A 21,051-nucleotide genomic window follows, 5' to 3' on the forward strand; every position below is an offset into this window, starting at 1 on the left:
TCACGCGCGAATCTCTCGGTGGGCTTCTACTCAAGGTCAAGCGCCCGATTGGGGGCTTACCAACTACGCCGTCAACTCTTTACGGTCCGTTGGCTTCAAACAGTACGGCCAGTACGAGAACGGGAAGGTGGAGATCCGCTGTGAGCAGCACCGGACAAGACGTCGGTGGCGCGGAGCCGCAGACCGACTGGGAGACGATCCAAGCGAGTCCCGAATTCACGGATCTGCGCCGCAGACTGCGGTCGTTCGTGTTCCCGATGACCGCGCTGTTCCTGCTCTGGTACCTGCTCTACGTCCTGCTCGCCGACTACGCGCACAGCTTCATGAGCACGAAGCTGTTCGGCAACATCACCGTCGGCCTGGTCTTCGGCCTCCTGCAGTTCGTCTCGACGTTCGTGATCACCGGGCTGTACGTGCGCTACGCCAACCGGAAGCTCGACCCGGTCGCCGACGAGATCCGCGCCCAGATCGAAGGGGAACCCGGCAAATGAACTTCGCCGCGGGCGTGGAGGGCAGCAACTCCACCCTGAACATCATCATCTTCCTGGTCTTCGTCGCGATCACGCTGGTGATCGTGTTCCGCGCCAGCCGCAACACGAAGACGGCGTCCGACTACTACGCCGCCGGCCGGGCTTTCACCGGTCCGCAGAACGGCATCGCCATTTCCGGTGACTACCTCTCGGCGGCGTCGTTCCTCGGCATCGCGGGCGCGATCGCCATCAACGGTTACGACGGCTTCCTCTATTCGATCGGCTTCCTGGTCGCGTGGCTCGTCGCGTTGTTGCTGGTCGCGGAACTGCTCCGCAACACCGGCAAGTTCACCATGGGCGACGTGCTCGCGTTCCGGATGAAACAGGCACCGGTGCGCGCGGCGGCCGCGATTTCGACGCTGGCCGTTTCGTTCTTCTACCTGCTCGCGCAGATGGCCGGCGCCGGTGGTCTGGTCAACCTGCTGCTGGGCATCGAAGGTGAGGTGGGGCAGGACGTCGTGATCGCCGTCGTCGGCGTGATCATGATCCTGTACGTGCTGATCGGTGGCATGAAGGGCACCACCTGGGTGCAGATCATCAAGGCGGCGCTGCTGATCGTCGGCGCGTTCGCGATGACGCTGTGGGTGCTCGGCAAGTACGGCTTCAACCTCTCCAGCCTCTTCCAGGCCGCCGTCGACAAGGGCGGCAAGGGCGGCGCGGCGCTGCTCGACCCGGGCAAGCAGTACGGCAAGACGGGCACGACGAAGCTCGACTTCCTGTCGCTGGGCATCGCGCTGGTCCTCGGCACGGCGGGGCTGCCACACGTCCTGATGCGCTTCTACACGGTGCCGACCGCGAAGGACGCGCGTCGCTCGGTGGTCTGGGCCATCGTGCTGATCGGCGTGTTCTACCTGTTCACGCTGGTGCTCGGCTACGGCGCGGGCGCGATCGTCGGGCCGGACAAGATCTCGAAGGCGCCCGGGACGACGAACTCGGCGGCCCCGCTGCTGGCGCTCGAACTGGGCGGCCCGGTGCTGCTCGGGTTCATCTCCGCGGTCGCGTTCGCGACGATCCTCGCGGTGGTCGCGGGCCTGACGATCACGGCGTCGGCGTCGTTCGCCCACGACGTGTACGCCAACGTGATCAAGAAGGGCCAGGTCTCCACCGGCGGCGAAGTCCGCGTCGCCCGGATCACGGCGCTGGTGATCGGTGCGGTGGCCATCGCGGGCGGCATCCTGGCGAAGAGCCAGAACGTCGCGTTCCTGGTGGCCCTGGCGTTCGCGGTGGCGGCGTCGGCGAACCTGCCGACGATCCTGTATTCGCTGTTCTGGAAGCGGTTCAACACCCAGGGCGCGCTGTGGTCCATCTACGGCGGCCTGGTCGTCACGATCGTGCTGATCGTGTTCTCGCCGGCCGTGTCGGGCAAGCCGATCGACGCGAAGACGGGCAAGAGCGCGTCGATGATCCAGGGGGTCGACTTCCACTGGTTCCCGCTCGACAACCCGGGCCTGGTCTCGATCCCGGCGGCGTTCCTGCTCGGCTGGCTCGGCACGGTCCTGTCGAAGGAGCGCAACCCGGCGAAGTACGCCGAGATGGAGGTCCGCGCGCTGACCGGTGCGGGTTCCGAGAAGGCCGTCACGCACTGATTTCCCGGCGAACGGGCCTCCCGGACACCGGGAGGCCCGTTCTCTTGTCCACCTCACGCGCGGGCAACGCCCTCGCATGGCAGCATGGAGATCGTGGTGAGCCCTGCTGAACTGCCGACCGCCGAGGTCCGCGACCTGCCCAAGGACGGCCTCGTGCTGCTCGACGTCCGCGAAGACGACGAGTGGGCCGCCGGGCACGCGCCCGGCGCGGTGCACATCCCGATGGGGGAGCTGCCCGCCCGTGTCGGCGAGCTGACCGACCTGCCCGACGACCAGCCGATCCACGTGATCTGCCGCAGCGGCGGCCGGTCCGCCCGCGCGACCGCGTGGCTCAACCAGAGCGGCTGGGACGCGGTGAACGTCGCCGGCGGCATGGGCGCGTGGCAGCGCGAAGACCGTCCCATGGTCGGCGAGCACCCCGGCATCGATCCCGAAGTGATCTAGCCTTGCAGCCGGGTCAGCCTCCGCAGTACCCCCCGGGGTACTGGCCGCGCCCCGCGGCGCCGCCGCCGACGGCCCAGCAGCTGCAGGGCCGGACGCCGACCGCCCAGCCGGAGGTGTACCCGTACCACCGCCGCCCGGCCCACCGGCCGAAGCTGCGCTGGGTGGCGACCCCGCCGCCCGGGGCGTGGCCGCGGCGCCGGGTGACGCAGCCCGAGCGGTACCTCGGGCCGCCGTCGTACCCGGTGCCCCCGCGCTGGGGCTTCCCGAACCTGGTCTGGCGCCGCCCGACGTCGGTGCCCGGCACGGCGTCCGACGAGCTCCGCCCGATCGACCGCGTGCCGGTGCTCAGCCGCAGCCTGATCGGCGTGCTCTTCGGGTTCGCCGTCCTCTCCGTGGTCGCCGCCGGCGCCGAAATCTGGCGTTACGTGCTGCTCGTCCAGGGCCGCGACGCCGCGCTGACCCGCTCGGTGGTGGCCTTCTCCGACGGCTTTGTGCTCACCGCGGGCCTGCTGGCCTCGATCCTCGCGCTGCTGCCCGCCGGCCTGTCGGTGTGGTGGCTGCTGGTCGCCCGGCAGGCGGCGGCGGACGTCTCGGGTGACGACCCGCCGCGGCCGGTGTGGCAGGTGCTGGTCGGCGTCCTGGTGCCGATCGCGAACCTGCCGATGGCGCTCTCGATCGTCGGCGAGCTGGAGCACGCGGTGCTCGGCCGCCCCCGCGAAGTCCGCCCGAAGCCGTCCCGCCAGGTGCTCGTGTGGTGGGGCGCCTGGCTGCTGAACTGGGTTCTGCTGGGCGTGACGATCGTCTGGCGCTTCCGCGACGACGTCCAGTCGATGGCCGACAGTGTCGTGATGGTCGCCCTGACCGACCTGGCCGCTGCCGCTTTGGCCGTCGTCACGGCGCTGGTGGTCCGGCGGTTCTCGGCGCTGCTGGCGCCTTCGGACGCGCGGGCCGTGCGCGAGATGCGCGTGCTGAAGGTCGACGGCGCCCCGGAGCCGGAGCTGCGGAACCGGCGCCCGGCCGGCGCGGCGCGTTAGTCAGTACGTCCCGAAGACCGGTTCGAGCTGGTCGAAGGCCAGTTCCGCGGTGGGCCACACGGCGTCGACGATCGCGTCCCTCGGCTGGTCCTCGAGCACCCGGCCGTAGACGTCCTCGAAGAGCACACGAAGCAGTGTCGTGAGGTGTGCGGCGGCGAGCACCGGCCGGAGCCCGTCGCCGGGGTGCCGCCGGGTCAGGAGCTCGGTGAGGTTCGCCTCGCGCTCGCGGTGCAGTTCGTGCAGCGCGTTCTTCAGGATCGGGCTCTGCTCGATCATCCGCGCGAAGCCGCGGCCCGAGAAGCCGACCAGCGCGTGCTGGGCGTCGAGCATCTCGAAGTAGAGCTCGCGGGTGTCGTGGAAGACGCTGTCGTGGATCAGCTCCGTCGGCCACGCCGTGAAGTCCGTGCGGATGTCGAAGACCAGGTCTTCCTTGCGCGGGAAGTGGTTCGTCACGGTCATCTTGGCCACCCGGGCCTCGGTGGCGATCTCCGCGATCGTCACGTCCTCGAAGCCGTCCCGGATGAAGAGCCGGGTTGCGACGTCGGAGATGTTTCGCCTGGTCTCGTGCTTCTTCTGGGCACGGAGTCCCTCGCTCATGGGCGTCACTCTACTGGGTCGGACCCAAGATTGTGCTTGACCTATCTACTGGGTCGGACCTAATCTGAGGTCCGACCTAATTTTCTGGGGGGTGGAGATGACGACGGCAGTCCGTCCTGATGCGGCGTTGTGGCGGCTCGGCGGTGTCCTGATCATGGGCGCGGTGCTGTCGATCCTGGACGCGACGATCGTGACCGTCGGGATCGACTCGATCGCCCGTGACCTGGGCAGCTCGTTGCCGACCGTGCAGTGGGTGGCCAGCGCGTACCTGCTCGCGGCCGCGGCGGCGATCCCGCTGTCGGGCTGGCTGGCCGACCGCTTCGGCGGCCGCGCGGTCTGGCTGACGGCGGTGGCGATCTTCACCGCGGGCACGCTGCTGTGCGGCTTCGCCTGGTCGGCGCCCGCGCTGATCGTGTTCCGGGTGCTGCACGGCCTGGGCGGTGGCCTGATGCAGCCGGTCGGCCAGGCGGTGTTCGCGCAGGCGGCGGGTCCGGCGCTGGGCCGGATGATCGGCGTGATCACGCTCCCGGCGACCGTGGCCCCGGTGCTGGGCCCGCTGCTCGGCGGCGCGCTGGTGGCGGACTTCGGGTGGCGCTGGATGTTCTTCGGCATCGTCCCGTTGGGGGTGGCGACGTTCGTCTTCGCCCGCCGTTTCCTCCCGGTTCCCCCGCCTTCCGGCACCCGCGAGCCGTTGGACGTCCGGGGAATCCTGCTGCTTTCCCCGGGGCTGGCCGCGTTTGTCTTCGGCCTGGCCGATGGCGTGACGATCGCTTGGGTGGCCGGAGCGGCATTGCTACTGGCGTACGGCGTCCACGCTTCCCGGACGCGCTTTGCGGTGCTCGACCTGAAGCTGTTCCGGGACCGGGGGTTCGCGGTCGCCAGCGGGAGCACGTTCCTGCTGGGCGCGTCCCTGTACAGCTCGATGTTGCTGCTGCCGCTGTATTACCAACAGGTCGAGCACACGAGCGCGTTGCAGGCCGGGCTTCTCCTGGCGCCACAGGCGTTGGGGTCGGCGGCGGTCCTGCTCGCCGGCCGTCTGCTGGCCCGCTTCGGTCCGCGCCGCATGATGCTGGCCGGCATCGTCCTGTCCTTGCTGGGCACGGTGGCGTTCACCCAGCTCGGTTCGGAGCCCAGCGGGATCTGGCTGACGCTGTCCCTGCTGATCCGCGGGGCCGGCCTGGGCGCGGCGACCACCCCGGGCATGACAACGCTGTACAGCTCACTGGAGCGCTCGCGCATTCCGCGTGCGGCAAGCGCGTTCAACGTGATCAACCGCATCGGCGGCTCGCTGGGCACGGCACTGCTGGCGGCGATCCTCCACGACGAACTCTCGGCTTCGGCCGCACCCACGGCCTTCGGCACCACCTTCACCTGGGCGCTGGCCATGTCCGCGCTGACCCTGATCCCCGCAGCCTTCTTCCCGGCAAGGAGCCCCCGATGACCCGACGCCTGCTGAGCGTCCACGCCCACCCGGACGACGAGTCCAGCAAGGGCGCGGCCACCCTGGCTCGCTACGCCGCCGAAGGTGTTGATGTCCTGATCGCCACCTGCACGGGCGGCGAACGCGGCGACATCCTCAACCCGGCCCTGGACACCGACAAGACCCGCGCCGACCTCCCGGCGATCCGCCGTCGCGAAATGGCGGCCGCCGCCGAGATCCTCGGTGTGCGCCAGCGTTTCCTGGGCCTGGTCGACTCCGGACTACCCGGCGAAGGCGAGCCACTGCCCGAAGGCTGCTTCGCGGCTCTGCCGCTGGAAGAGGCCACCGCCCCGCTGGTTGCGCTGATCCGCGAGTTCCGCCCGCACGTCGTGATCACGTACGACAAAACCGGCGGTTATCCCCACCCCGACCACATCCGCACCCACGAGGTGACCCGCGAAGCCTTCACCGCAGCCGCCGACCCGGCCCGCTACCCGGGCGCGGGCGAGCCGTGGCAGCCACAAAAGCTGTACTACCAAGCGGTCCTGAGCCGCGCCTGGTTCCAAACCCTCCACGACGCGACCCTGGCCGCCGGCCTGAAGTCCTCGATGGGCGCGGTCCTCGACGAACTTCCCGCCGAAGACAAACTCGCGGTCACCACCAGGATCCGCTGCGAAGCCCACTTTTCGACCCGTGACCGCGCCCTCCTGGCCCACGCAACCCAGATCGACCCGGCCGGCCCGTTCTTCACCCACTCACGAGAAATAGAACGAAAAGTCTGGCCGTACGAGGACTACCACCTAGCCCACCCAACCCCCGGCCCGGACCTGGAAGACAACCTGTTCACCGGAGTAACCCCATGACCCATGTCGCCCCTCCAATCACGCGTGATGCCTCCCCAATCACGCGAGATGCCCGTCCAATCACGCGAGATCCGCCTTCAATCACACGAGATCGGCTTCCAGCCACGCGAGATCCGCCCCGGATCACGCCAAGCCGGAACGCGCAGCGCGTCAGACCGTGACCCGAAGCTCCCGCAACCCCCGGATCACGAACTCCGGCCGTCGCGGCGGAGCCTCCGCCAGCCGCAACCCCGGCACCTTCTCCGCCAACGCGCTCAACGCCGCGGCGATCTCCACCCGAGCGAGAGGAGCACCCACGCAGTAGTGAATCCCGAGCCCGAAGCCGAGGTGTGCGTTCGGTGTCCGTCCGATGTCGAGGCGGTCCGGCGCGTCGAACACCTTCGGATCCCGGGCCGCGGCACCCAGTAGCGCGCCGATCTTCTGCCCCTCCGAAACGACGTACCCGGAGATCGTCACGTCCTCGGTGGCCGTCCGTTCGAACAGCTGCAGGGGCGCGTCGAACCGGATCAGCTCCTCCACACACGAGTCCAGCAGTGCCGGCGAGGCCAGCAGGCGCTCCCACTGGTCCCGGTGGGTGAGCAGGGCCGTGATGCCGTTGCCGAGCACGTTGACTGTCGCTTCGTGGCCGGCCATCAGCAGCAGCACCGCGGTCGCGACGAGCTCGTCGGGCGTCAGCTCGCTGCGCAGGAGGTCGCTGATGATGTCGTCGCCCGGCGAAGCGGCGCGGGAGACCGCGACCGAGCGGATGTACGCGACGAACTCCTCGGCCGCCTGCTCGGCGGCGTCGCGGCCCTCCTCGGGCAGGCCGTACTCGTACATCTTCACGATGCTGTTTGACAACTCCACCATGCGGGGCCCATCGGATCCCGGGACGCCGAGCAGTTCGGCGATCACCGCGACCGGCAGTGGCTGGGCCAGGTGCTCGAGCAGGTCGGCGCTGCCGTCGGCAGCGATCGCCTTGGCCAGGTTGTCGGCCATGCGGTCGGCGAGCGTCGCGACCATCGGGCGCAGCCGCTGGACGTGGCCGCGGCCGAACGCGCCCGCGATCAGGCGGCGCAGGCGGGTGTGCGCCGGCGGCTCGTTCTCCAGCAGCGAGTTGCGGTGCAGCAGGTTGAACGAGGCGAACCGTTCGAGCGGCTGGGCGTCCTGCCAGATCCGGCCGAGCCCGCGGTGGCGCAGCACGGCTGACGACGCGGCGTGTGACACCGCCACGGCCAGGCCGAGGCCGTCGTGGAAATGGACGTCGCCTTGTGAGCGGAGCGCGGCGAACGCCGGGTACGGGTCTTCGAGGAACACGGGATCGCGGGGGTCGAACACGTCGCGAGACTAACCCTTCGATAGCGTCTCAAGCCGAGCCAGAGGAGGCAGCAGTGGGCAAGGGCGCGCGCAAGAAGGGTCCCAAGCAGGCATCGGACCGCAAGCCGAAGGTGCGCGACGTCTTCGTCGGCCAGCCGTTCGAAGGCCTGGCGGCGGAGCCCGAGCTGATCGCGCTGCGCGAGTTCGTGCCGTCCGCGACGGCCAAGCTGACCCTCGCCGACGGTGGTGACGTCACCCTCGGCACCGTGCTGCCGATGGCCGCGGCCGCCTTCGTCCGCTCGGACGGTGAGCGCTACCTCGGCCTGCAGGTGCAGACCCGCTCCTCCGACATCAGCCGCGACCTCGGCCGCTCGCTGAAGTGGCTGCTGGACGCCAAGGAGGGTGATGTCCTCGGCGTGCCGGACACCACCACCCCGCCGGAGGCCGACGAGCACGCCCGCCTCCAGGACCTGCTGACCCCGGGCGCGGAGCTCGACGTCACGCTGCACACCGACTTCGCCTGGTGGCTGCCCGAGGACGCGGACGCGACCGGTGACGTCGCGGTCTCCCTCGAGCGCGCGAACGCCGCGATCATGCCGACCGAGCGCCTCGGCTCGGGCGCCTACTGGGTCCTCGCCGGCGAGAAGGCGCACCTGCGCTGGGTCCGTCCGGAGCCGGAGAACCTGCTGCTCCAGGCCTTGGCCCGGCTGTCCGCGGCCGGCGAACTCGGTCTCGGCGAAGGCTCGCGCTACGCGGGCTCCTTCCGGGCGCACGGCCTGCTGGTCCCGGTGTGGGACCTCGACCCCGAGGCCCACGCCCGCGAGTGGGCGGAGGCGAAGGACGCGCTCGGCGCCCGTCTCGACACGGCGTTCAAGTCGCTCGACGCCGAACCGCTGAACGCCGCCGAGCGGCGGGCGCGCGACGGCCTCATCGGCCGTCAGCTCACCCTGCGCTGAGCGCGGTCAACGAGCGCCGGACTACCGGTGGGAACCGGTGGTCCGTAACCGCTCGATGAGCGTTCAACCAGGGCTTTTGTGGCGCACGAGACACCGCCGCCGGCGCACGCCGGTGGGACGATTCTCGGCGTGATACTCCACATCTGCGGGGCGGCCGACTGGGCCGGAGTGGGCGACGGCGGCGAATACCGGCCGCCGTCGCTGGGGGAAGTCGGGTTCATCCACTGTTCCGACTTCGGCACGGCGCACCTGCCGGCCAACGCGCTCTACCGGGGCCGGACCGACCTGGTCCTGCTCGAGATCGACCCGGCGAAGGTCGGCGTCCCGGTCCGCTGGGAGGACGGCGAGCCGCCGCACCCGGCCGGGATCTGGTTCCCCCACGTGTACGGCCCGCTACCGCGTGCGGCGGTGGTCGGCGTGCACGAATTCGGCGAGACGGCGGACGGCGGCTTCCGGCTGCCGGACGCGCTCGCGCACCGCTGACGTGGACAATTCATCACCCGTCCGTGCGGCTCCGAATCCGGGCGGGAACGCAGGCAACCTGAGGGGGCTGTGATGCGTGTTGGGGAGGAAGGCGACTCGGCTTCTGGCTACCCGACCCCGATGGGAGGCGATACGGTGACCGCTGCGGCACCCGTCTTCACCGGGGGAGATACCTGGGTGACCAGCGCAGGCCGAGGGAGGGCCGCGACGTTGCCGGGTGAGTTGGTCGACTTCGGCGATTTTGTGCAGGCCACCCTGCCGGGCTTGCTGCGGTACGGCCACGCGCTCACCGGCAACCCGCACGACGCCGCGGACCTGGTGCAGACCGTGCTGGAGAAGATCGGCTCGCGCTGGTCCTACGTGCACGAAAAGACCGGCGACCCGCTGGCCTACGTCCGCCGCTCGATGGCGAACGCGCACGTGAGCCGCTGGCGCCGCACGCGCCGGGAGAACCTGGTGGCCGACCTGCCGGACACCAGTCCGCACGTGCCGGCCGACCCGTTCGAGCACGAGCCGCTGTGGCGCGCGTTACGAACGCTGCCGCCGAGGCAACGCGCCGTCATGGTGCTGCGTTACTACGAAGGTCTCACGGAAGCGGAGATCGCCGGTGCCCTCGGTGTCACGCAGGGAACCGTGAAGAGCCAGGCCAGCAAGGCGATCGCCTCGCTGCGGATGAAGCTCAAGTCGGTCGACGGCGAAGGCGAAGGGAGTGACGCGGGTTGAACATCTCCGAGGACGAGCTCGAGCAGCGCCTGCGCGCGATGTTCGCCGACGAACGGCTCGACCTTCCGCCGCCACCCGACGCCGGCTCGGTCATCGTTACCGGTGCGCGCCGGCGTCGCCGTCGCCGCCACACGGTGCAGGCCGTGGCGGGGGTCGCGGCCGGCGTGGTCGCCATCGCGGGTGGGCTGACGATATTCCGGCTCCACACCGAGGACGGCACGGCGGTGATGTCCGCCGACGGGTCCGTGATCAGCGTCAAGCCGCCCGAGAACCTGACGCCCGGTCGACAGCCGGAGCCGTCGACGCCCGGGCCGACGAGCACCCAGGACATCCAGGTTTCCCCGCCACCGCCCGCCTCGACGTCGAAGCCCGGCCGGCCGAGGCCGTCGGAGCAGCCGTCGACGCTCCCGCGCGTGACGGACGGCCCGCTGCTCGCCTCCGACGGCTTCGGCCGGCTGAAGCTGGGCATGTCCGAGGCCGAGGTCGCCGCGCAGGCCGTCACCCTCAGCGAGACGCAGGCGGGGGCCGCGTGCAGCGTCTACACGGTTGAGGGCAGCGGAGTCCCCGCGTCGGCGACCGTCGTCATCTCGAAGGCCGTCGGGCTCACCGTGGTCACCCCGGCGCAGGTCGCGCACACCGCCGAGGGCATCGGCGGCGGGTCGACGAAGGAAGACATCCTCGCCGCTTACCCCGCGGCCAAGGAGGAGTCGGGCGGGGTCGCCGCGCCCACCGGCGCCGCGGCCGAGTACCACTTCCGCCTCGGGGGCACCGGGGTGGTCGAGACCAGCCTGATGAGTCTCAACCAGGACTGCGCCGGCTGAGCGCCGGCCCCATGCGGAAACCCGGGCTGTCCACAGGGGGAGAGCCCGGGTTTCCGGTCTTGCTGTCTTGCTGCGTGGTGGGAGAGCGTCAGAGCTTTCCGCCGGCGACCGGCGGCATCTGCGAGTCGGCGCCGTTGTCGCCGACGGACTCGCGGTGCAGGTGGTTCTCGACCTCGAACAGGTTGCCGTTCGCGCGCTTGACGACGTTCAGCAGCGTGTTCATCTGGGAGATCTCTTCGACCTGCTCCTTGAGGAACCACTGCGTGAACTGCTCGCTGATGTAGTCCTCTTCGGCGCGGGCCGCCTTCGCCATCGCGGAGATGTCGCTGGCGACTTCCTTCTCCTGCTCGAGCGCGAGCTCGATGACTTCGGTGACGCCGGAGAACTCGTTGCGCACCTCGCCGGTGCCGGGGACCTCGACGTGGTGGTCGCGGTCGAGCATGTACTGCACGAGCGCCATCGCGTGGTTGCGCTCTTCGACCGACTGCTTGTAGAAGTGCTTCGCCAGCTGCGGCAGGTCCTCGGCGTCGAACCACACCGCGAGCGCGATGTACTGCTGGGACGCGTTGAACTCGTTGTGGATCTGCGCCTGCAGCAGTTCGTAGAACTTCGAGCGCGGTTCTTTCTTCTTGGTGAGGGCCATGGCCATACGGTACGACAGAATTCGAATCAACACCACTTTTGGCTGGTGATCTACCCCCTATTAGGGTTACCATTCCTAAAGAAGACAAACCTAATTTAAGTAAGCCTTCCCTAAAAGGATAATCGCATTTAGGGAAGGCTTACCTTGATCAACGAAGCGGGTCTCGGCGCACAGGGCACGACATGCACCGCGGCCCGCCCCGGCCGGAGCCCAGCTCGGAGCCCGCGATGGGGAGCACCTCGATGCCGGCCGCTTCCAGCCGCTCGTTCGTCTCGGCGTTCCGCTCGTAACCGACCACCACACCCGGCGCCAGCGCGAGTGTGTTGTTGCCGTCGTCCCACTGCTCACGTTCGGCCGTCACCGGGTCGAGCCCGGTGTCGATGACACGGAGGCGGTCGATCTCCATCGCCTCGGCCGCGGCCACCAGGAACGGCGTCGGGCCGGCCACCTTGACCCCGCCGTCGCCGGTCGGGCGGATGGTGAACGCCGTCAGCGAGTCACGCGCCAGCGGGTACATCACCACCGCGTCGGCGTCGACCATCGTGCACACCGTGTCCAGGTGCATGGTCGCTCGCGACTGCTCGATCGGCACCGCCAGCACGGTGTGCGCGATGCCGTCGGCGAACACCGACCGGGCGAGCGACTCGGCGCCGGCGGCGGTCGTCCGCTCGCCGACGCCGATGGCGAGCACACCCGGCGCCAGCAGCATCACGTCGCCGCCTTCGATCGGCGCCGAATGGGCGCCGTACGCGCGGGCGGCGTGCCGGAAGTATGGGTGGTAGGCGTAGATCAGGTCGAGCACCGCGGTCTCGCGGCGGCGCGCGGGCATCGTCAGCGACGAAATCGCCACCCGGTCGGCGATCCACGCCGACGAGTCGCGGGTGAACAGCAGGTTCGGCAGCGGGTCGACGGCGAAGTCGTGCGGGTGGTTCATCATCCGCACCAGCGACGCGCCCTCCGCGGACGGCAGCTCCTCGAACGTCATCCCGGCCATCAGCACCTCGGCGAGGCCGGCCGCGTCGACGCCGGAAAGGTGCGACCGCAGCGAGTCGGCGAGGTCGCCGCCGAGCCGCCGGTCGTCGACCGCCGCGTGCACGCCGGCCGCGTGGGCCCGGTCGTCCTCCAGTGCCGTCCGGAGCGCGTCGGCCAGCAGCAGGACTTCGACGTCCCGGCTGCGCAGCACGTCGGCGAACGCGTCGTGCTCGGCCTGGGCCCGGTCGACCCACGGGATCGAGTCGAACAGGAGCTGGTCGTTGTTGCGGGGCGTCAGCCTTTTGAGCTCGTTGCCGGGCCGGTGCAGCAGCACCGCGCGCAGAGGTCCGACTTCGCTGTCCACCCGGGGAGGTGTCGTTTCGTCGATCACCCCCCGAGCTTAGTCAGGGCAACCAGGAAACGTGCCCCTTCAGCAGGGCATATCCGACGAAGGACACAAAGTCGAACAGCGTGTGCGCCGCGACGAGCGGCCACAGCCGGTTCGTCTTCTGCCACAGCCGCCCGAACACCAGCCCCATGATGAAGTTGCCGACGAACCCGCCGAAGCCCTGGTACAGGTGGTACGAACCGCGCAGCACGGCCGCGCCGAACAGCGCGTTGTTCTCGCGGACGCCGAGCTGGCGCAACCGCGTCAGCAGGTACCCGATCACCAGCACTTCCTCGGCGAAGGCGTTGCCGAACGCCGAGAGCGTCAGCGAAATCGGCCGCCACCAGGTGTCGCCCAAAGTGGACGGTTGCACGGCCAGGCTGAAGCCGAGGTGGTAGGAGACGAAGTACAGCGCCAGGCCCGGAATCCCGATCAGCGCGGCCAGCCCGAGGGTCAGCAGCGCGTCGCGGCCGGGGGACCGGCGGTCCAGCCCGACCTGCGCCATCTTGATCCCGGCGCGCCACAGGAAGTACAGCCCGAGCGCGCCCCAGCCGACCAGCTGCGCCGCCGACAGCAGCTGCTTGAGCAGGTCGATCAGGCTCGCCGCGGCCTGGGGCACGTTGAGCTGCGCCTGCTGCTGGGCCAGCGGCACCGGCTGCAGCAGCGAGTCCACAAGGGACAACAGGCTGCGCACGCCCGACAGGCCGAGCGTGATCCCGAAGACGATCAGCAGCTCGATCTTGACCGCCCGGCGTTCCCGCGGGTCCTCGATCGTCCCGGGGAACTCGGGGCGGGCGGGGGCCAGCCACGATCGCGCGGTGAACGTCATGTGCGCACGCTACCTTCGGGGTATGCCGAGGAGCATCGCCACCAATGAAACCGTCGACCGCGCCGCGCTCGTCGAGTTCCTGTCCACCCGCCACCGCGCGATCCTGATGGCCACGAAGGCCGACGGGAGCCCGCAGCTCTCGCCGGTGACCTGCGGCGTCGACGCCGAGGGCCGGCTGGTCATCTCGACCTATCCGAAGCGCGCCAAGGTCGTGAACGTCAAGCGCAACCCGAAGGTCTCGGCCTGCATCCTCTCCGACGAGTGGAACGACCAGTGGGTGCAGCTGAACGGCACCGCCGAGGTGCTGGACATCCCGGACTCCGTCGAGCCGCTCGTGGAGTACTTCCGCGCCATTTCGGGCGAACACCCGGACTGGGACGAATACCGCGAAGCCATGGTCAAGCAGGGCAAGAGCATCATCCGCGTGACCATCGAGAGCTGGGGCCCGATCGCGAAGGGCGGCTTCCCCGCCGAACTAGCCTGACGTCCCCCGCAGGAACGGGCAGCCGACCAGCCGCCGCAGCTCCACCGCGAGCTGCGGCGGGCTCTCGACGGACTTCGAGAACGCCAGCCGGACGTCGTGGTCGCCGGCGTCGGACTCGACACGCAGCCGCAGCCCGAACCGGTCGAGCCCGAGCGGGCGGATCCGGCCGCCGCGCAGCTCCGCCGGCAGGTGCTTGGCCAGCTGCTCGACAACGTCGGAGTGGTCGCTCTCCAGGTGCCGCAGCCACTGGGCCTCGTAGTCGTGGAACGGGTCCGGCGGCGCGGCGCTGAACATGTGCGGGCGCAGCGAGTGCGTGCCTTCGGCGTCGGCCAGCACGAGTGACGCCGGGGTGAGCCGCAGCAGTGTGAGGCCGTGGCCGACGTCGAGGAGCCGTTCGTCCGGCCGGGACTCGGCGATCGCCACCGCCCGCGCCCGGGCCGAAACCGGCGAAAGCGGCCGCAGCCAGCCGGTGATCCACAGCAGCCCGCGGATCGGCTCCCGCAGCTCGACCGGCGCCTGGTCGGCGAGCTCGACCATCACGGCCAGCTCACCGCGCTGGGTCTGCTTGGCCGCGCCGACCATCGGGTGGTCGTCGGGCAGCAGCACGCTGACACTGCCGCTGTGGTGCACGTGGTGCAGGACCGGGACCACCCGCTCGCCGTCCAGACCGGCGCGTTCGCAGGTGGGCATCAAGGACGCCGGACCGTTGCGGGTCGCGATCGTCTTGGCGCGCTCGGCGGGGTTCGGCGCCGGCGGACGGCGGATGGATGTCGGTGCCTCGGTCACGGCTCACCTCCTACTTAGGTGAGCCTAACCTGAATCCGGCGGCCTGGATAGTCACCCGGTTGCGGTGACCGTCACGTCCCGCCCTGGAAAACGCTACGCTGAACGGAGCATCGGGTAACGCCGGTGACCGGTTTGCCGAAAAGGCCGGTGACCAGTGCCGACACGGTGGGGGCCAGCGTGCAGATCGTCCCGGTTCCCGAGCGCGTGCGCGCGTTCGAGTTCGACCCCGCCATGCCCTCCGGAGCGTTGCCGATCTTCGGCGAATACCTGGACCGGATCGGCCGGAGCATCACCAACCAGCGGCTGGCGGGCTGGCCGTTCGTGCTCCTCGGCGTCTCCCAGTTCTTCACCGGGACGGGCGTCGCGATCCCGGTGTTCCTCATCGCGCTGTTCGGCTTCTTCGAGTTGTCCCGGCTCCACCGCGGGCGGGTCTGGGTGCCCGAGAAGCGGCTGAAGCGCGAGCGGTTCCGGCGGGTCGACGTCGCCGCGGACGGCCTGGTCGCCGCCGGCCGGATCGTCGGCGTGCGGCTGCCCGACGGCCGCTGGCTGCGGATCCGGCTGGGCGAGGCGTTCCGGCTGCTGCTCGCCGGTGACCGGCGGGTGTGGCTGCTGGGCTCGGGCCCGAAGGTGTTCGTCGGCTTCCCCGGTGTGGTGCGGGTCCGCCGCGCCCGGATCCACGACGCGCCACCCGCGGGCGCCGTCACCCTGCAGCCGACGGCTTGGTCCGCGTCGCCGTCCCTCGACCCGGTGCTCACCGCGCACCGGCGGTCGATGGCCCGGGAGCTGTGGACGGGCGCCGGCTTCCTGCTGGTCGTGGCCGGGCTGTCGGCCTGGGTGCGCCTCGACTTCCCGGCGGGTGACCGCCTGACCGGGTTCGTCGTGGTGGTGTTCACCGGCTTCGCCGTGGTCGCACTGCTCGCCGCGGCGGCCGCGGTGACGCGTTCGCTCGGCTACCGCCGGCCACTCGCGGCCGACCACTGGACCGAGCTGCGCGCGGTGCCGGACGGCCCGGTCCGAATGGGACGGCAGGGTTCGGCCCGGCTGAGCGGCCTGGCGATGCTGGCCGACGGCAGCATCGTCGGTTTCCGCATGCACCAGGCCGACCCGTCGATGGCCGCGAACATCGCCGCCACCGGACGCCTGTGGATCGCAGGCGTGCCACGCCCGGGCCACCCGGCGAAGACCGGCGTGCCGGGTTACCCCGTGCTGGGCACGGTCTGGCTGGGCTAGACACGGCTGGCGCAAGTCACGGGTACGAGGGCGACTTCGCGCGCATCGCAGGCGCAAGTCACGCAGGCAGCCCCTGACGGCAAGGGCCCTCCGGTGCGAGGGCGACTCCGCGTGCACTTCGGCGCAAGTCAGGCAGCCCGGCCCGAGGGCGACTCGACTCGCCAGCACCGCCAAGATCCACCCGGCTCACGAAGCCATCGGCCACCTAGTTCGCCCAGCCCGGCCGCCACACGCCGGCCGCCCGCGCGCCGGGTCGCAGATGGTCGCGAAGGGCGGCCAGCGCGGGATGCGGGTTGTCGCGGCGCCAGACCAGCGAATGCGGGTACACCGGCGTCGGGTTCGCGATCGGCACCCGCCGCAGGTCGTGCCCGGCCGGCCACAGCAGCCGGATTCCCGCGCCGACCAGCGTTGCCACCCCGGCCGATTCCGCGATCGTGTCCAGCACGACCTCGGTGCCGAAGTTCGGGCCGACCGCGTCGATCGAAAGCCCGAACGCCGCGGCGAACTCGGCGTAGTACGCGGCCCACTCCGTCCCGGGCACGATGCCGGGCATCCAGATCCGGTGCCCGGCCAGCTGCGCCGGCGTCACCGCGCCCGCCGCCGCCAGTGCGTGCGCCGGTCCGCACAACAGCTGGAGCGGCTCGTCGAGCACCGCCATCGACTGGACTTCGCCGGACAACGCGGCGACCGCGCGGAACGACGCGTCGATCGAGCCGTCCCGCACCGCCGCGATCGCCGCTTCGGCGTCGAACAGCGTCACGACCTCCAGCGCGACGTCCGGGTGCTCCTCGTGGAACCCGCGCAACAGGGCCGCCGGGACCAGCCGCCTGCCGATCACGTCGACGCGCAGCGCCCGCCGTCCGGACCGCACCGACGCCACCGCCCGCGCCTCGGCCAGCAGCAGCTCGCGGGCGTGCGGCAAGAACGCCTCGCCGTCCCCGGTCAGCCGGGCGCCGCGCGCGGTGCGCGTGAACAGCCGCACGCCCAGCGTCTTCTCCAGCGCGGCGATGCGCTTCGAGACGGCCTGCTGGGTGATCGACAGGTCGGTGGCGGCGTCCTGGAACCGGCCCGCGTCCGCGGCGGTGACGAACGTGCGCACGGCATCGAGGTCCACGGCGTCCGACTCTAGATTCACAACGCGCCGTTGTGGCTCGCCGCCGCGTCGGTTGTTTGATCCCGCCGGCGTTCTTCGCTTTGCTCTCCCGGTGATGCGCGGGCGGTCGCTGGGACCGCGGTTCAGGTGGCTCTGGTCGGCGTACGCCGTGAGTGCGTTCGGCACTTGGCTCGGTTTCGGCGCGTTCCCGATGCTGGCGATCCTCGTGCTGCACGCCGGGCCGGCGGCGGTCTCGGCGCTGGCCGCGGTCGGGCCGGCGGTCGGGGCGCTGGTGGCCGTGCCGCTGGGGCCGTGGGTCGACCACCGGCGCAAGCGGCCGGTGATGATGGCCATGGACGTGATCCGGTTCGCCGCCATGGTCAGCGTGCCCGCCGCCTACGCGCTCGGCTGGCTGAGCTTCGGGCAGCTCCTCGTCGTCGCGGTGGTCGTCGCCGCGGCGGACATCACCTTCACGTCGGCGAGCGGCGCCTTCCTGAAGGGGCTCGTGCCGCCGGAAGACCTGCTTGTCGCGAACGGCCGCTTCGAGTCGACGAACTGGACGGCCCTCGCGCTCGGCCCGCCGCTCGGCGGGGCCGCGTTCGCCTTGTTCGGCCCGGTGACGGCAGTGGTCGCCAACGCCGTCAGCTTCCTGCTTTCCGCGCTGGGCATCCGCGCGATCGGCGGTGAAGAGCCGCGCCCGCGGGAATCCTCCCGGCTGCGCGCGCGGGACCTCGCCGACGGCTGGCGCACCCTGCTCACCCACCCGGGGCTGCGGCCGCTGCTGTTCAACGCCATGGTGTTCAACGGTCTGATCATGGGGACCGAGCCGCTGCTCGCCGTGCTGATGCTGAACCAGCTCGGGTTCACGCCGTGGCAGTACGGGCTCGCGTTCGCGGTGCCGTGCCTCGGCGGGCTCGCCGGCGCGCGGCTGACTCCACGGCTCGTCGCGCGGTTCGGGCGGCACCACGTGCTGGTGACGGCGGGCGCGCTGCGGGCGTGCTGGCTGCTCGGGCTGGCCTTCCTGCCCAGCGGCGCCGGCGGCCTGCTCTTCGTGATGGCCGTCGAGTTCGGCCTGATCTTCTCCTGCAGTGTGTTCAACCCGGTGGTGGCCACCTACCGGCTCGAGCAGCTCCCGGCGGACCGCGTCGCGCGGACGCTGTCGGCGTGGTCGGTCAGCACCAAGGCGGCGGTCGCCGCGCTGACCGCGGCCTGGGGCCTGCTCGCGAGCCTGACCGGCACGCGCGTCGCGATCGGGATCGCGGGGGTGCTGGCGCTGGCGACGCCGTTGCTGCTGCCCCGCCGCGACCGGACGCCGATACCCGCCTAACCCAGCGACTTCCGCGTCGCCTGTTCCGTCTCGAGGACACCCTGCCGGATGCCCTCCAGCTGGTCGCTCAGCTCCCGCACCGCGCCGGTGTCCACCGCGACGTCGGTGGTCGCCGCCGTCAGCTCCGCGACCCGCGCGACCAAGCTGTCGAGCCCGAGCGCGCCGGACTGCAGCTGCGCCAGCAGCTTGTCCCGCGCACCGGACAGCCGCGCGTGCACGTCGGCCTGGGCTTGAATCGCCGCCAGCGCCTGCTCGAGGTCACCGCGGACCTCCTCCGGCGCCGACTTCAGCGACTTCTCGAGCGTGCGCCGTTCCCGCGTGACGGACTCGAGGTCGACGCGGGACAGCGCCTTTCCGGTGGCCGAAGCGCGGCCGGCGAGGCGCCGCAGCGTCGCCAGCGTTTCCCGGACCACCGGCGCCATGTCCGCGACGCGGTCGGCGAGCGGCCCGGCGTCGAGGGAGTCGCCGAGGGAGACGAACCCGTCGGCCGCTCCCTCGGCCCGCCGCAGCCAGTTCGCTTCGGCCGACCCGGGCGCGACGTCGAGCACCCGCGCTTCACGCCGTTCCGGCTCCTTCTCGCGGGTTGCGACGGCCACACCCGCGCGGGCGGCGAGCACCGCCACGCCGATCCCGAGGGCGGCGACCACCGGCAGCTGGACGGCCCACGCCATCCCGGCGGAGGTGGCGGCGAGCACCAGCCCCCACGGTTCGGCGAGCTCACGAGCGAACTTCATCAGAAATTCGATATCACAGAGGTGAAGACCTGATTGATGGAGTCCGGTTTGGACGAGTCGTACTCCGATCCCTCGGTCGCCTCCGCGATCTGCTTCAGCACGTCCTGGTCGGCGTCCGAGCCGTAGGCGATCGTGAACAGCCGGACCGTCTCCGAGTTGCCCTCCGGCCGCAGCTGCGGCAGCAGGTGCTCGATGTCGACACCGCCGGAGTCCTCGTTGCGGCCGTCGGTCAGCACGACGACGGCGTTGATCGCCGTCGGGTCGACGTGCGCCTTCATGTATTCGTAGGCAGCCAGCGACGAGTCGTACAACCCCGTGCCGGACTGCGGCGTCAGCCCGCCCAGCCGCGCCGCGAGGATGTCCTTGCCGCTCGCGCCGAGCGCCTGCACCGGCACCAGCTCCTGGTAGTCCTTGTCACCGTCGAGCCGGGTCGAGAACTGCCAGAGCCCGACCTGGTCGCGCGGCACGAACTGGCCGAGCGCGTCGATCGCGGCCTGCTTGGCCAGGTCGATCTTGCTCTTGCCGGTGCCGCTCACCGACTCGCCCATCGAACCCGAGACGTCGACGACCAGCAGCACGTTCGCCTTCTTGCGCAGGTCCGTCCAGGTCGTCAGCAGCTTCGACAGCACCGACGGCGCCGGCGGCCGCAGGAAGGTGATCTTCGCGTCCGGCTGGGTGCCGTTGGCCGTTGTCACCTGCGGGCCGGGCTTGCCGTCGAAGGTGCGGAAGCCCAGCGCGCCGAACTTCGGCTGCGCGTCCGGCCCGCGCAGGTAGTTCAGGAAGTCCGCGGCGATCTGCTTGCGGGTCGGGTCGGCCCAGTTCAGCGTGACGAACGGGTGGTCGGAGTTGAGCGTGCCGTCCGCCGGGTAGATCGCGACGAGCGGCACCTTCGGCGGCGCGTGCTGGCCGACCTTCGCCGGGTCGTTGGTCGGGTTGCCCTGGTTGTAGCCGATCAGCGAGCTCTCCTCGACGGTCACCGCCGAGATGTACGACAGCGCCGCGCCGCGGTCGTCGGCCTTCTGCAGGTTCGTCAGGAAGGTCAGCGTGTTGTCGCCGTAGTGCACGATCGCCTGCTCGATGTTCGAGACGAACTGCCTGGCCTCGGGCTTCTCGAGCGCGGCCGCGGTGAGGTCGGACGACGTGCCGGTGGCCGCGTAGTAGGCGCCGATGGTGGCGTTCAGCCCGGCGGTCGAGATGTTCGGGTTCGTCTTGCCCAGCCGGAACTTGCCCCACTCGGGGTGGCCGTACTTGGCCCAGCCCGCGGGGTCGGTCGCGAGCGCCGTCAGGTCCTTCCAGCCGATCGGCTTCGCCGGCCAGCCCAGCGCCTCGGCCATCGGCTTCGGCATCGCGACGGTCAGCGGCGAGTTCGCGATCGACTGCGTGTCACCCTCGGGCACGATCGCCCCGGTGTCACCCTTCGCGTTGACGCGCAGCAGGTTGACCCAGCCGCTCGCGGCCGGCGTCCAGACGTCGGGGCGCGGCCCGTCGGTGGCTTCGTTCCAGCCGTTGGCCAGCGCCCGCATGGCGATGCCCGACGACTTCGACTTCACGATGACGTCGACGCAGTGCCCGGCGACGGACCGCCCGGAGTAGGCCTTCGCGGCCTCCTGGACGATGCCGACCTTCTCCGGCGACGACGCGACGTTCAGCGCGATCGCGTCCGAGCCCGTGCACTTCGGCGCGTCGGCTTCGTCACCGGACCCGCTCGTCCAGGCCCGGATTCCGATGATCAATGCCGCGGCCACCACGATGGCGGCCACGAAGGGCAGAATTTTTCTCTTACGCCGTGTTGGTTGGGAATTGATCATCGAA

Annotated in this window: 22 protein-coding genes; 13 read left to right on the top strand and 9 right to left on the bottom strand. The window is 70.6% G+C overall.

From position 1 onward, the window contains the following. Positions 1-140: 140 nt before the first annotated feature. From ACIA5G_RS00645 to ACIA5G_RS00660, 4 genes are all read left to right on the top strand, one after another. Entirely contained in the window at positions 141-491 is a 351-nt protein-coding gene (locus ACIA5G_RS00645) for a DUF485 domain-containing protein (RefSeq protein WP_395920118.1), read from the top strand. Next, entirely contained in the window at positions 488-2,116 is a 1,629-nt protein-coding gene (locus ACIA5G_RS00650; RefSeq protein ID WP_395920119.1) for a cation acetate symporter, read from the top strand. The genes ACIA5G_RS00645 and ACIA5G_RS00650 overlap by 4 nt, the downstream gene beginning before the upstream one ends. 84 nt (positions 2,117-2,200) lie before the next feature. After that, complete coding sequence (locus tag ACIA5G_RS00655; RefSeq protein ID WP_395920120.1) at positions 2,201-2,560, top strand: rhodanese-like domain-containing protein; 360 nt, start codon at positions 2,201-2,203, stop codon at positions 2,558-2,560. 2 nt (positions 2,561-2,562) lie between these two features. Continuing rightward, complete coding sequence (locus tag ACIA5G_RS00660) at positions 2,563-3,594, top strand: DUF4328 domain-containing protein (protein WP_395920121.1); 1,032 nt, start codon at positions 2,563-2,565, stop codon at positions 3,592-3,594. Here the strand turns inward: ACIA5G_RS00660 and ACIA5G_RS00665 are convergent, their stop codons facing one another. Further along, positions 3,595-4,191 carry a TetR/AcrR family transcriptional regulator gene (locus tag ACIA5G_RS00665; protein ID WP_395920122.1) on the bottom strand — a complete coding sequence of 199 codons (597 nt, stop codon included), beginning with the start codon at positions 4,189-4,191 and terminating at the stop codon, positions 3,595-3,597. A 97-nt stretch (positions 4,192-4,288) separates the two neighbouring features. Here ACIA5G_RS00665 and ACIA5G_RS00670 point away from each other — a divergent pair, with 97 nt between their 5' ends. Together ACIA5G_RS00670 and mca are read left to right on the top strand one after the other, a co-directional pair. Further along, positions 4,289-5,632, top strand: a complete 1,344-nt coding sequence (locus ACIA5G_RS00670; protein ID WP_395920123.1) for a DHA2 family efflux MFS transporter permease subunit — start codon at positions 4,289-4,291, stop codon at positions 5,630-5,632. Further along, positions 5,629-6,474 (top strand): mycothiol conjugate amidase Mca, encoded by an 846-nt coding sequence (gene mca, locus ACIA5G_RS00675; RefSeq protein ID WP_395920124.1) that lies wholly within the window; start codon positions 5,629-5,631, stop codon positions 6,472-6,474. The genes ACIA5G_RS00670 and mca overlap by 4 nt, the downstream gene beginning before the upstream one ends. 150 nt (positions 6,475-6,624) lie before the next feature. On the opposite strand, the gene ACIA5G_RS00680 is transcribed toward mca, so the two are convergent. Continuing rightward, positions 6,625-7,791 carry a cytochrome P450 gene (locus ACIA5G_RS00680; protein ID WP_395920125.1) on the bottom strand — a complete coding sequence of 389 codons (1,167 nt, stop codon included), beginning with the start codon at positions 7,789-7,791 and terminating at the stop codon, positions 6,625-6,627. A gap of 53 nt (positions 7,792-7,844) precedes the next feature. On the opposite strand from ACIA5G_RS00680, the gene ACIA5G_RS00685 reads away from it, so the two are divergent. The 4 genes from ACIA5G_RS00685 (at position 7,845) to ACIA5G_RS00700 (ending at position 10,753) form a co-directional block, all read left to right on the top strand. After that, positions 7,845-8,726, top strand: a complete 882-nt coding sequence (locus tag ACIA5G_RS00685; protein ID WP_395920126.1) for a DUF5926 family protein — start codon at positions 7,845-7,847, stop codon at positions 8,724-8,726. 129 nt (positions 8,727-8,855) lie between these two features. Beyond that, positions 8,856-9,209: a DUF952 domain-containing protein gene (locus tag ACIA5G_RS00690; RefSeq protein WP_395920127.1), complete on the top strand. Its 354-nt coding sequence runs from the start codon at positions 8,856-8,858 to the stop codon at positions 9,207-9,209. Positions 9,210-9,419: 210 nt separating this feature from the next. Continuing rightward, the gene (locus tag ACIA5G_RS00695; protein WP_395920128.1) at positions 9,420-9,932 is read left to right on the top strand and encodes a SigE family RNA polymerase sigma factor; all 513 of its coding nucleotides are present in this window, start codon (positions 9,420-9,422) and stop codon (positions 9,930-9,932) included. Continuing rightward, positions 9,929-10,753, top strand: a complete 825-nt coding sequence (locus ACIA5G_RS00700; RefSeq protein WP_395920129.1) for a hypothetical protein — start codon at positions 9,929-9,931, stop codon at positions 10,751-10,753. The genes ACIA5G_RS00695 and ACIA5G_RS00700 overlap by 4 nt, the downstream gene beginning before the upstream one ends. Positions 10,754-10,841: 88 nt before the next feature. On the opposite strand, the gene ACIA5G_RS00705 is transcribed toward ACIA5G_RS00700, so the two are convergent. From ACIA5G_RS00705 to ACIA5G_RS00715, 3 genes are all read right to left on the bottom strand, one after another. Then, positions 10,842-11,396, bottom strand: a complete 555-nt coding sequence (locus ACIA5G_RS00705) for a ferritin (protein ID WP_395920130.1) — start codon at positions 11,394-11,396, stop codon at positions 10,842-10,844. A 148-nt stretch (positions 11,397-11,544) separates the two neighbouring features. Further along, complete coding sequence (locus ACIA5G_RS00710; protein WP_395921833.1) at positions 11,545-12,732, bottom strand: arginine deiminase; 1,188 nt, start codon at positions 12,730-12,732, stop codon at positions 11,545-11,547. 40 nt (positions 12,733-12,772) lie between these two features. Then, positions 12,773-13,585: a CPBP family intramembrane glutamic endopeptidase gene (locus ACIA5G_RS00715; RefSeq protein ID WP_395920131.1), complete on the bottom strand. Its 813-nt coding sequence runs from the start codon at positions 13,583-13,585 to the stop codon at positions 12,773-12,775. Between the two features lie 22 nt (positions 13,586-13,607). Between ACIA5G_RS00715 and ACIA5G_RS00720 the strand changes: the two genes are divergently transcribed. Next, the gene (locus tag ACIA5G_RS00720) at positions 13,608-14,069 is read left to right on the top strand and encodes a PPOX class F420-dependent oxidoreductase (RefSeq protein WP_395920132.1); all 462 of its coding nucleotides are present in this window, start codon (positions 13,608-13,610) and stop codon (positions 14,067-14,069) included. On the opposite strand, the gene ACIA5G_RS00725 is transcribed toward ACIA5G_RS00720, so the two are convergent. Further along, positions 14,061-14,855: a DUF2470 domain-containing protein gene (locus ACIA5G_RS00725; RefSeq protein ID WP_395920133.1), complete on the bottom strand. Its 795-nt coding sequence runs from the start codon at positions 14,853-14,855 to the stop codon at positions 14,061-14,063. The genes ACIA5G_RS00720 and ACIA5G_RS00725 overlap by 9 nt on opposite strands. A 147-nt stretch (positions 14,856-15,002) precedes the next feature. Here ACIA5G_RS00725 and ACIA5G_RS00730 point away from each other — a divergent pair, with 147 nt between their 5' ends. Next, complete coding sequence (locus tag ACIA5G_RS00730) at positions 15,003-16,085, top strand: hypothetical protein (RefSeq protein WP_395920134.1); 1,083 nt, start codon at positions 15,003-15,005, stop codon at positions 16,083-16,085. A gap of 205 nt (positions 16,086-16,290) precedes the next feature. Here the strand turns inward: ACIA5G_RS00730 and ACIA5G_RS00735 are convergent, their stop codons facing one another. Beyond that, positions 16,291-17,199: a LysR family transcriptional regulator gene (locus tag ACIA5G_RS00735; RefSeq protein WP_395920135.1), complete on the bottom strand. Its 909-nt coding sequence runs from the start codon at positions 17,197-17,199 to the stop codon at positions 16,291-16,293. A 91-nt stretch (positions 17,200-17,290) separates the two neighbouring features. Here ACIA5G_RS00735 and ACIA5G_RS00740 point away from each other — a divergent pair, with 91 nt between their 5' ends. Then, positions 17,291-18,505, top strand: coding sequence for an MFS transporter (locus ACIA5G_RS00740; protein ID WP_395920136.1), 1,215 nt, complete (start codon positions 17,291-17,293; stop codon positions 18,503-18,505). Here ACIA5G_RS00740 and ACIA5G_RS00745 read toward each other — a convergent pair. Then, positions 18,502-19,239 (bottom strand): hypothetical protein, encoded by a 738-nt coding sequence (locus tag ACIA5G_RS00745; protein WP_395920137.1) that lies wholly within the window; start codon positions 19,237-19,239, stop codon positions 18,502-18,504. The two genes, ACIA5G_RS00740 and ACIA5G_RS00745, sit on opposite strands and share 4 nt — an antisense overlap. After that, entirely contained in the window at positions 19,239-21,047 is a 1,809-nt protein-coding gene (locus ACIA5G_RS00750) for a substrate-binding and VWA domain-containing protein (protein WP_395920138.1), read from the bottom strand. Before ACIA5G_RS00750 ends, ACIA5G_RS00745 begins: the two co-directional genes overlap by 1 nt. Positions 21,048-21,051 lie beyond the last annotated feature (4 nt).

The organism is Amycolatopsis sp. NPDC051758 (assembly GCF_044453095.1).
GTDB lineage: Bacteria > Actinomycetota > Actinomycetes > Mycobacteriales > Pseudonocardiaceae > Amycolatopsis.

Excerpts from the sequence above, each read along its gene's own strand:
- ACIA5G_RS00650 (WP_395920119.1), top strand. The coding sequence starts at position 488 with ATGAACTTCGCCGCGGGCGTGGAGGGCAGCAACTCCACCCTGAACATC.
- ACIA5G_RS00655 (WP_395920120.1), top strand. The coding sequence starts at position 2,201 with ATGGAGATCGTGGTGAGCCCTGCTGAACTGCCGACCGCCGAGGTCCGC.
- ACIA5G_RS00665 (WP_395920122.1), bottom strand. The coding sequence starts at position 4,191 with ATGAGCGAGGGACTCCGTGCCCAGAAGAAGCACGAGACCAGGCGAAAC.
- ACIA5G_RS00670 (WP_395920123.1), top strand. The coding sequence starts at position 4,289 with ATGACGACGGCAGTCCGTCCTGATGCGGCGTTGTGGCGGCTCGGCGGT.
- mca (WP_395920124.1), top strand. The coding sequence starts at position 5,629 with ATGACCCGACGCCTGCTGAGCGTCCACGCCCACCCGGACGACGAGTCC.
- ACIA5G_RS00705 (WP_395920130.1), bottom strand. The coding sequence starts at position 11,396 with ATGGCCCTCACCAAGAAGAAAGAACCGCGCTCGAAGTTCTACGAACTG.
- ACIA5G_RS00715 (WP_395920131.1), bottom strand. The coding sequence starts at position 13,585 with ATGACGTTCACCGCGCGATCGTGGCTGGCCCCCGCCCGCCCCGAGTTC.
- ACIA5G_RS00720 (WP_395920132.1), top strand. The coding sequence starts at position 13,608 with ATGCCGAGGAGCATCGCCACCAATGAAACCGTCGACCGCGCCGCGCTC.
- ACIA5G_RS00745 (WP_395920137.1), bottom strand. The coding sequence starts at position 19,239 with ATGAAGTTCGCTCGTGAGCTCGCCGAACCGTGGGGGCTGGTGCTCGCC.
- ACIA5G_RS00750 (WP_395920138.1), bottom strand. The coding sequence starts at position 21,047 with ATGATCAATTCCCAACCAACACGGCGTAAGAGAAAAATTCTGCCCTTC.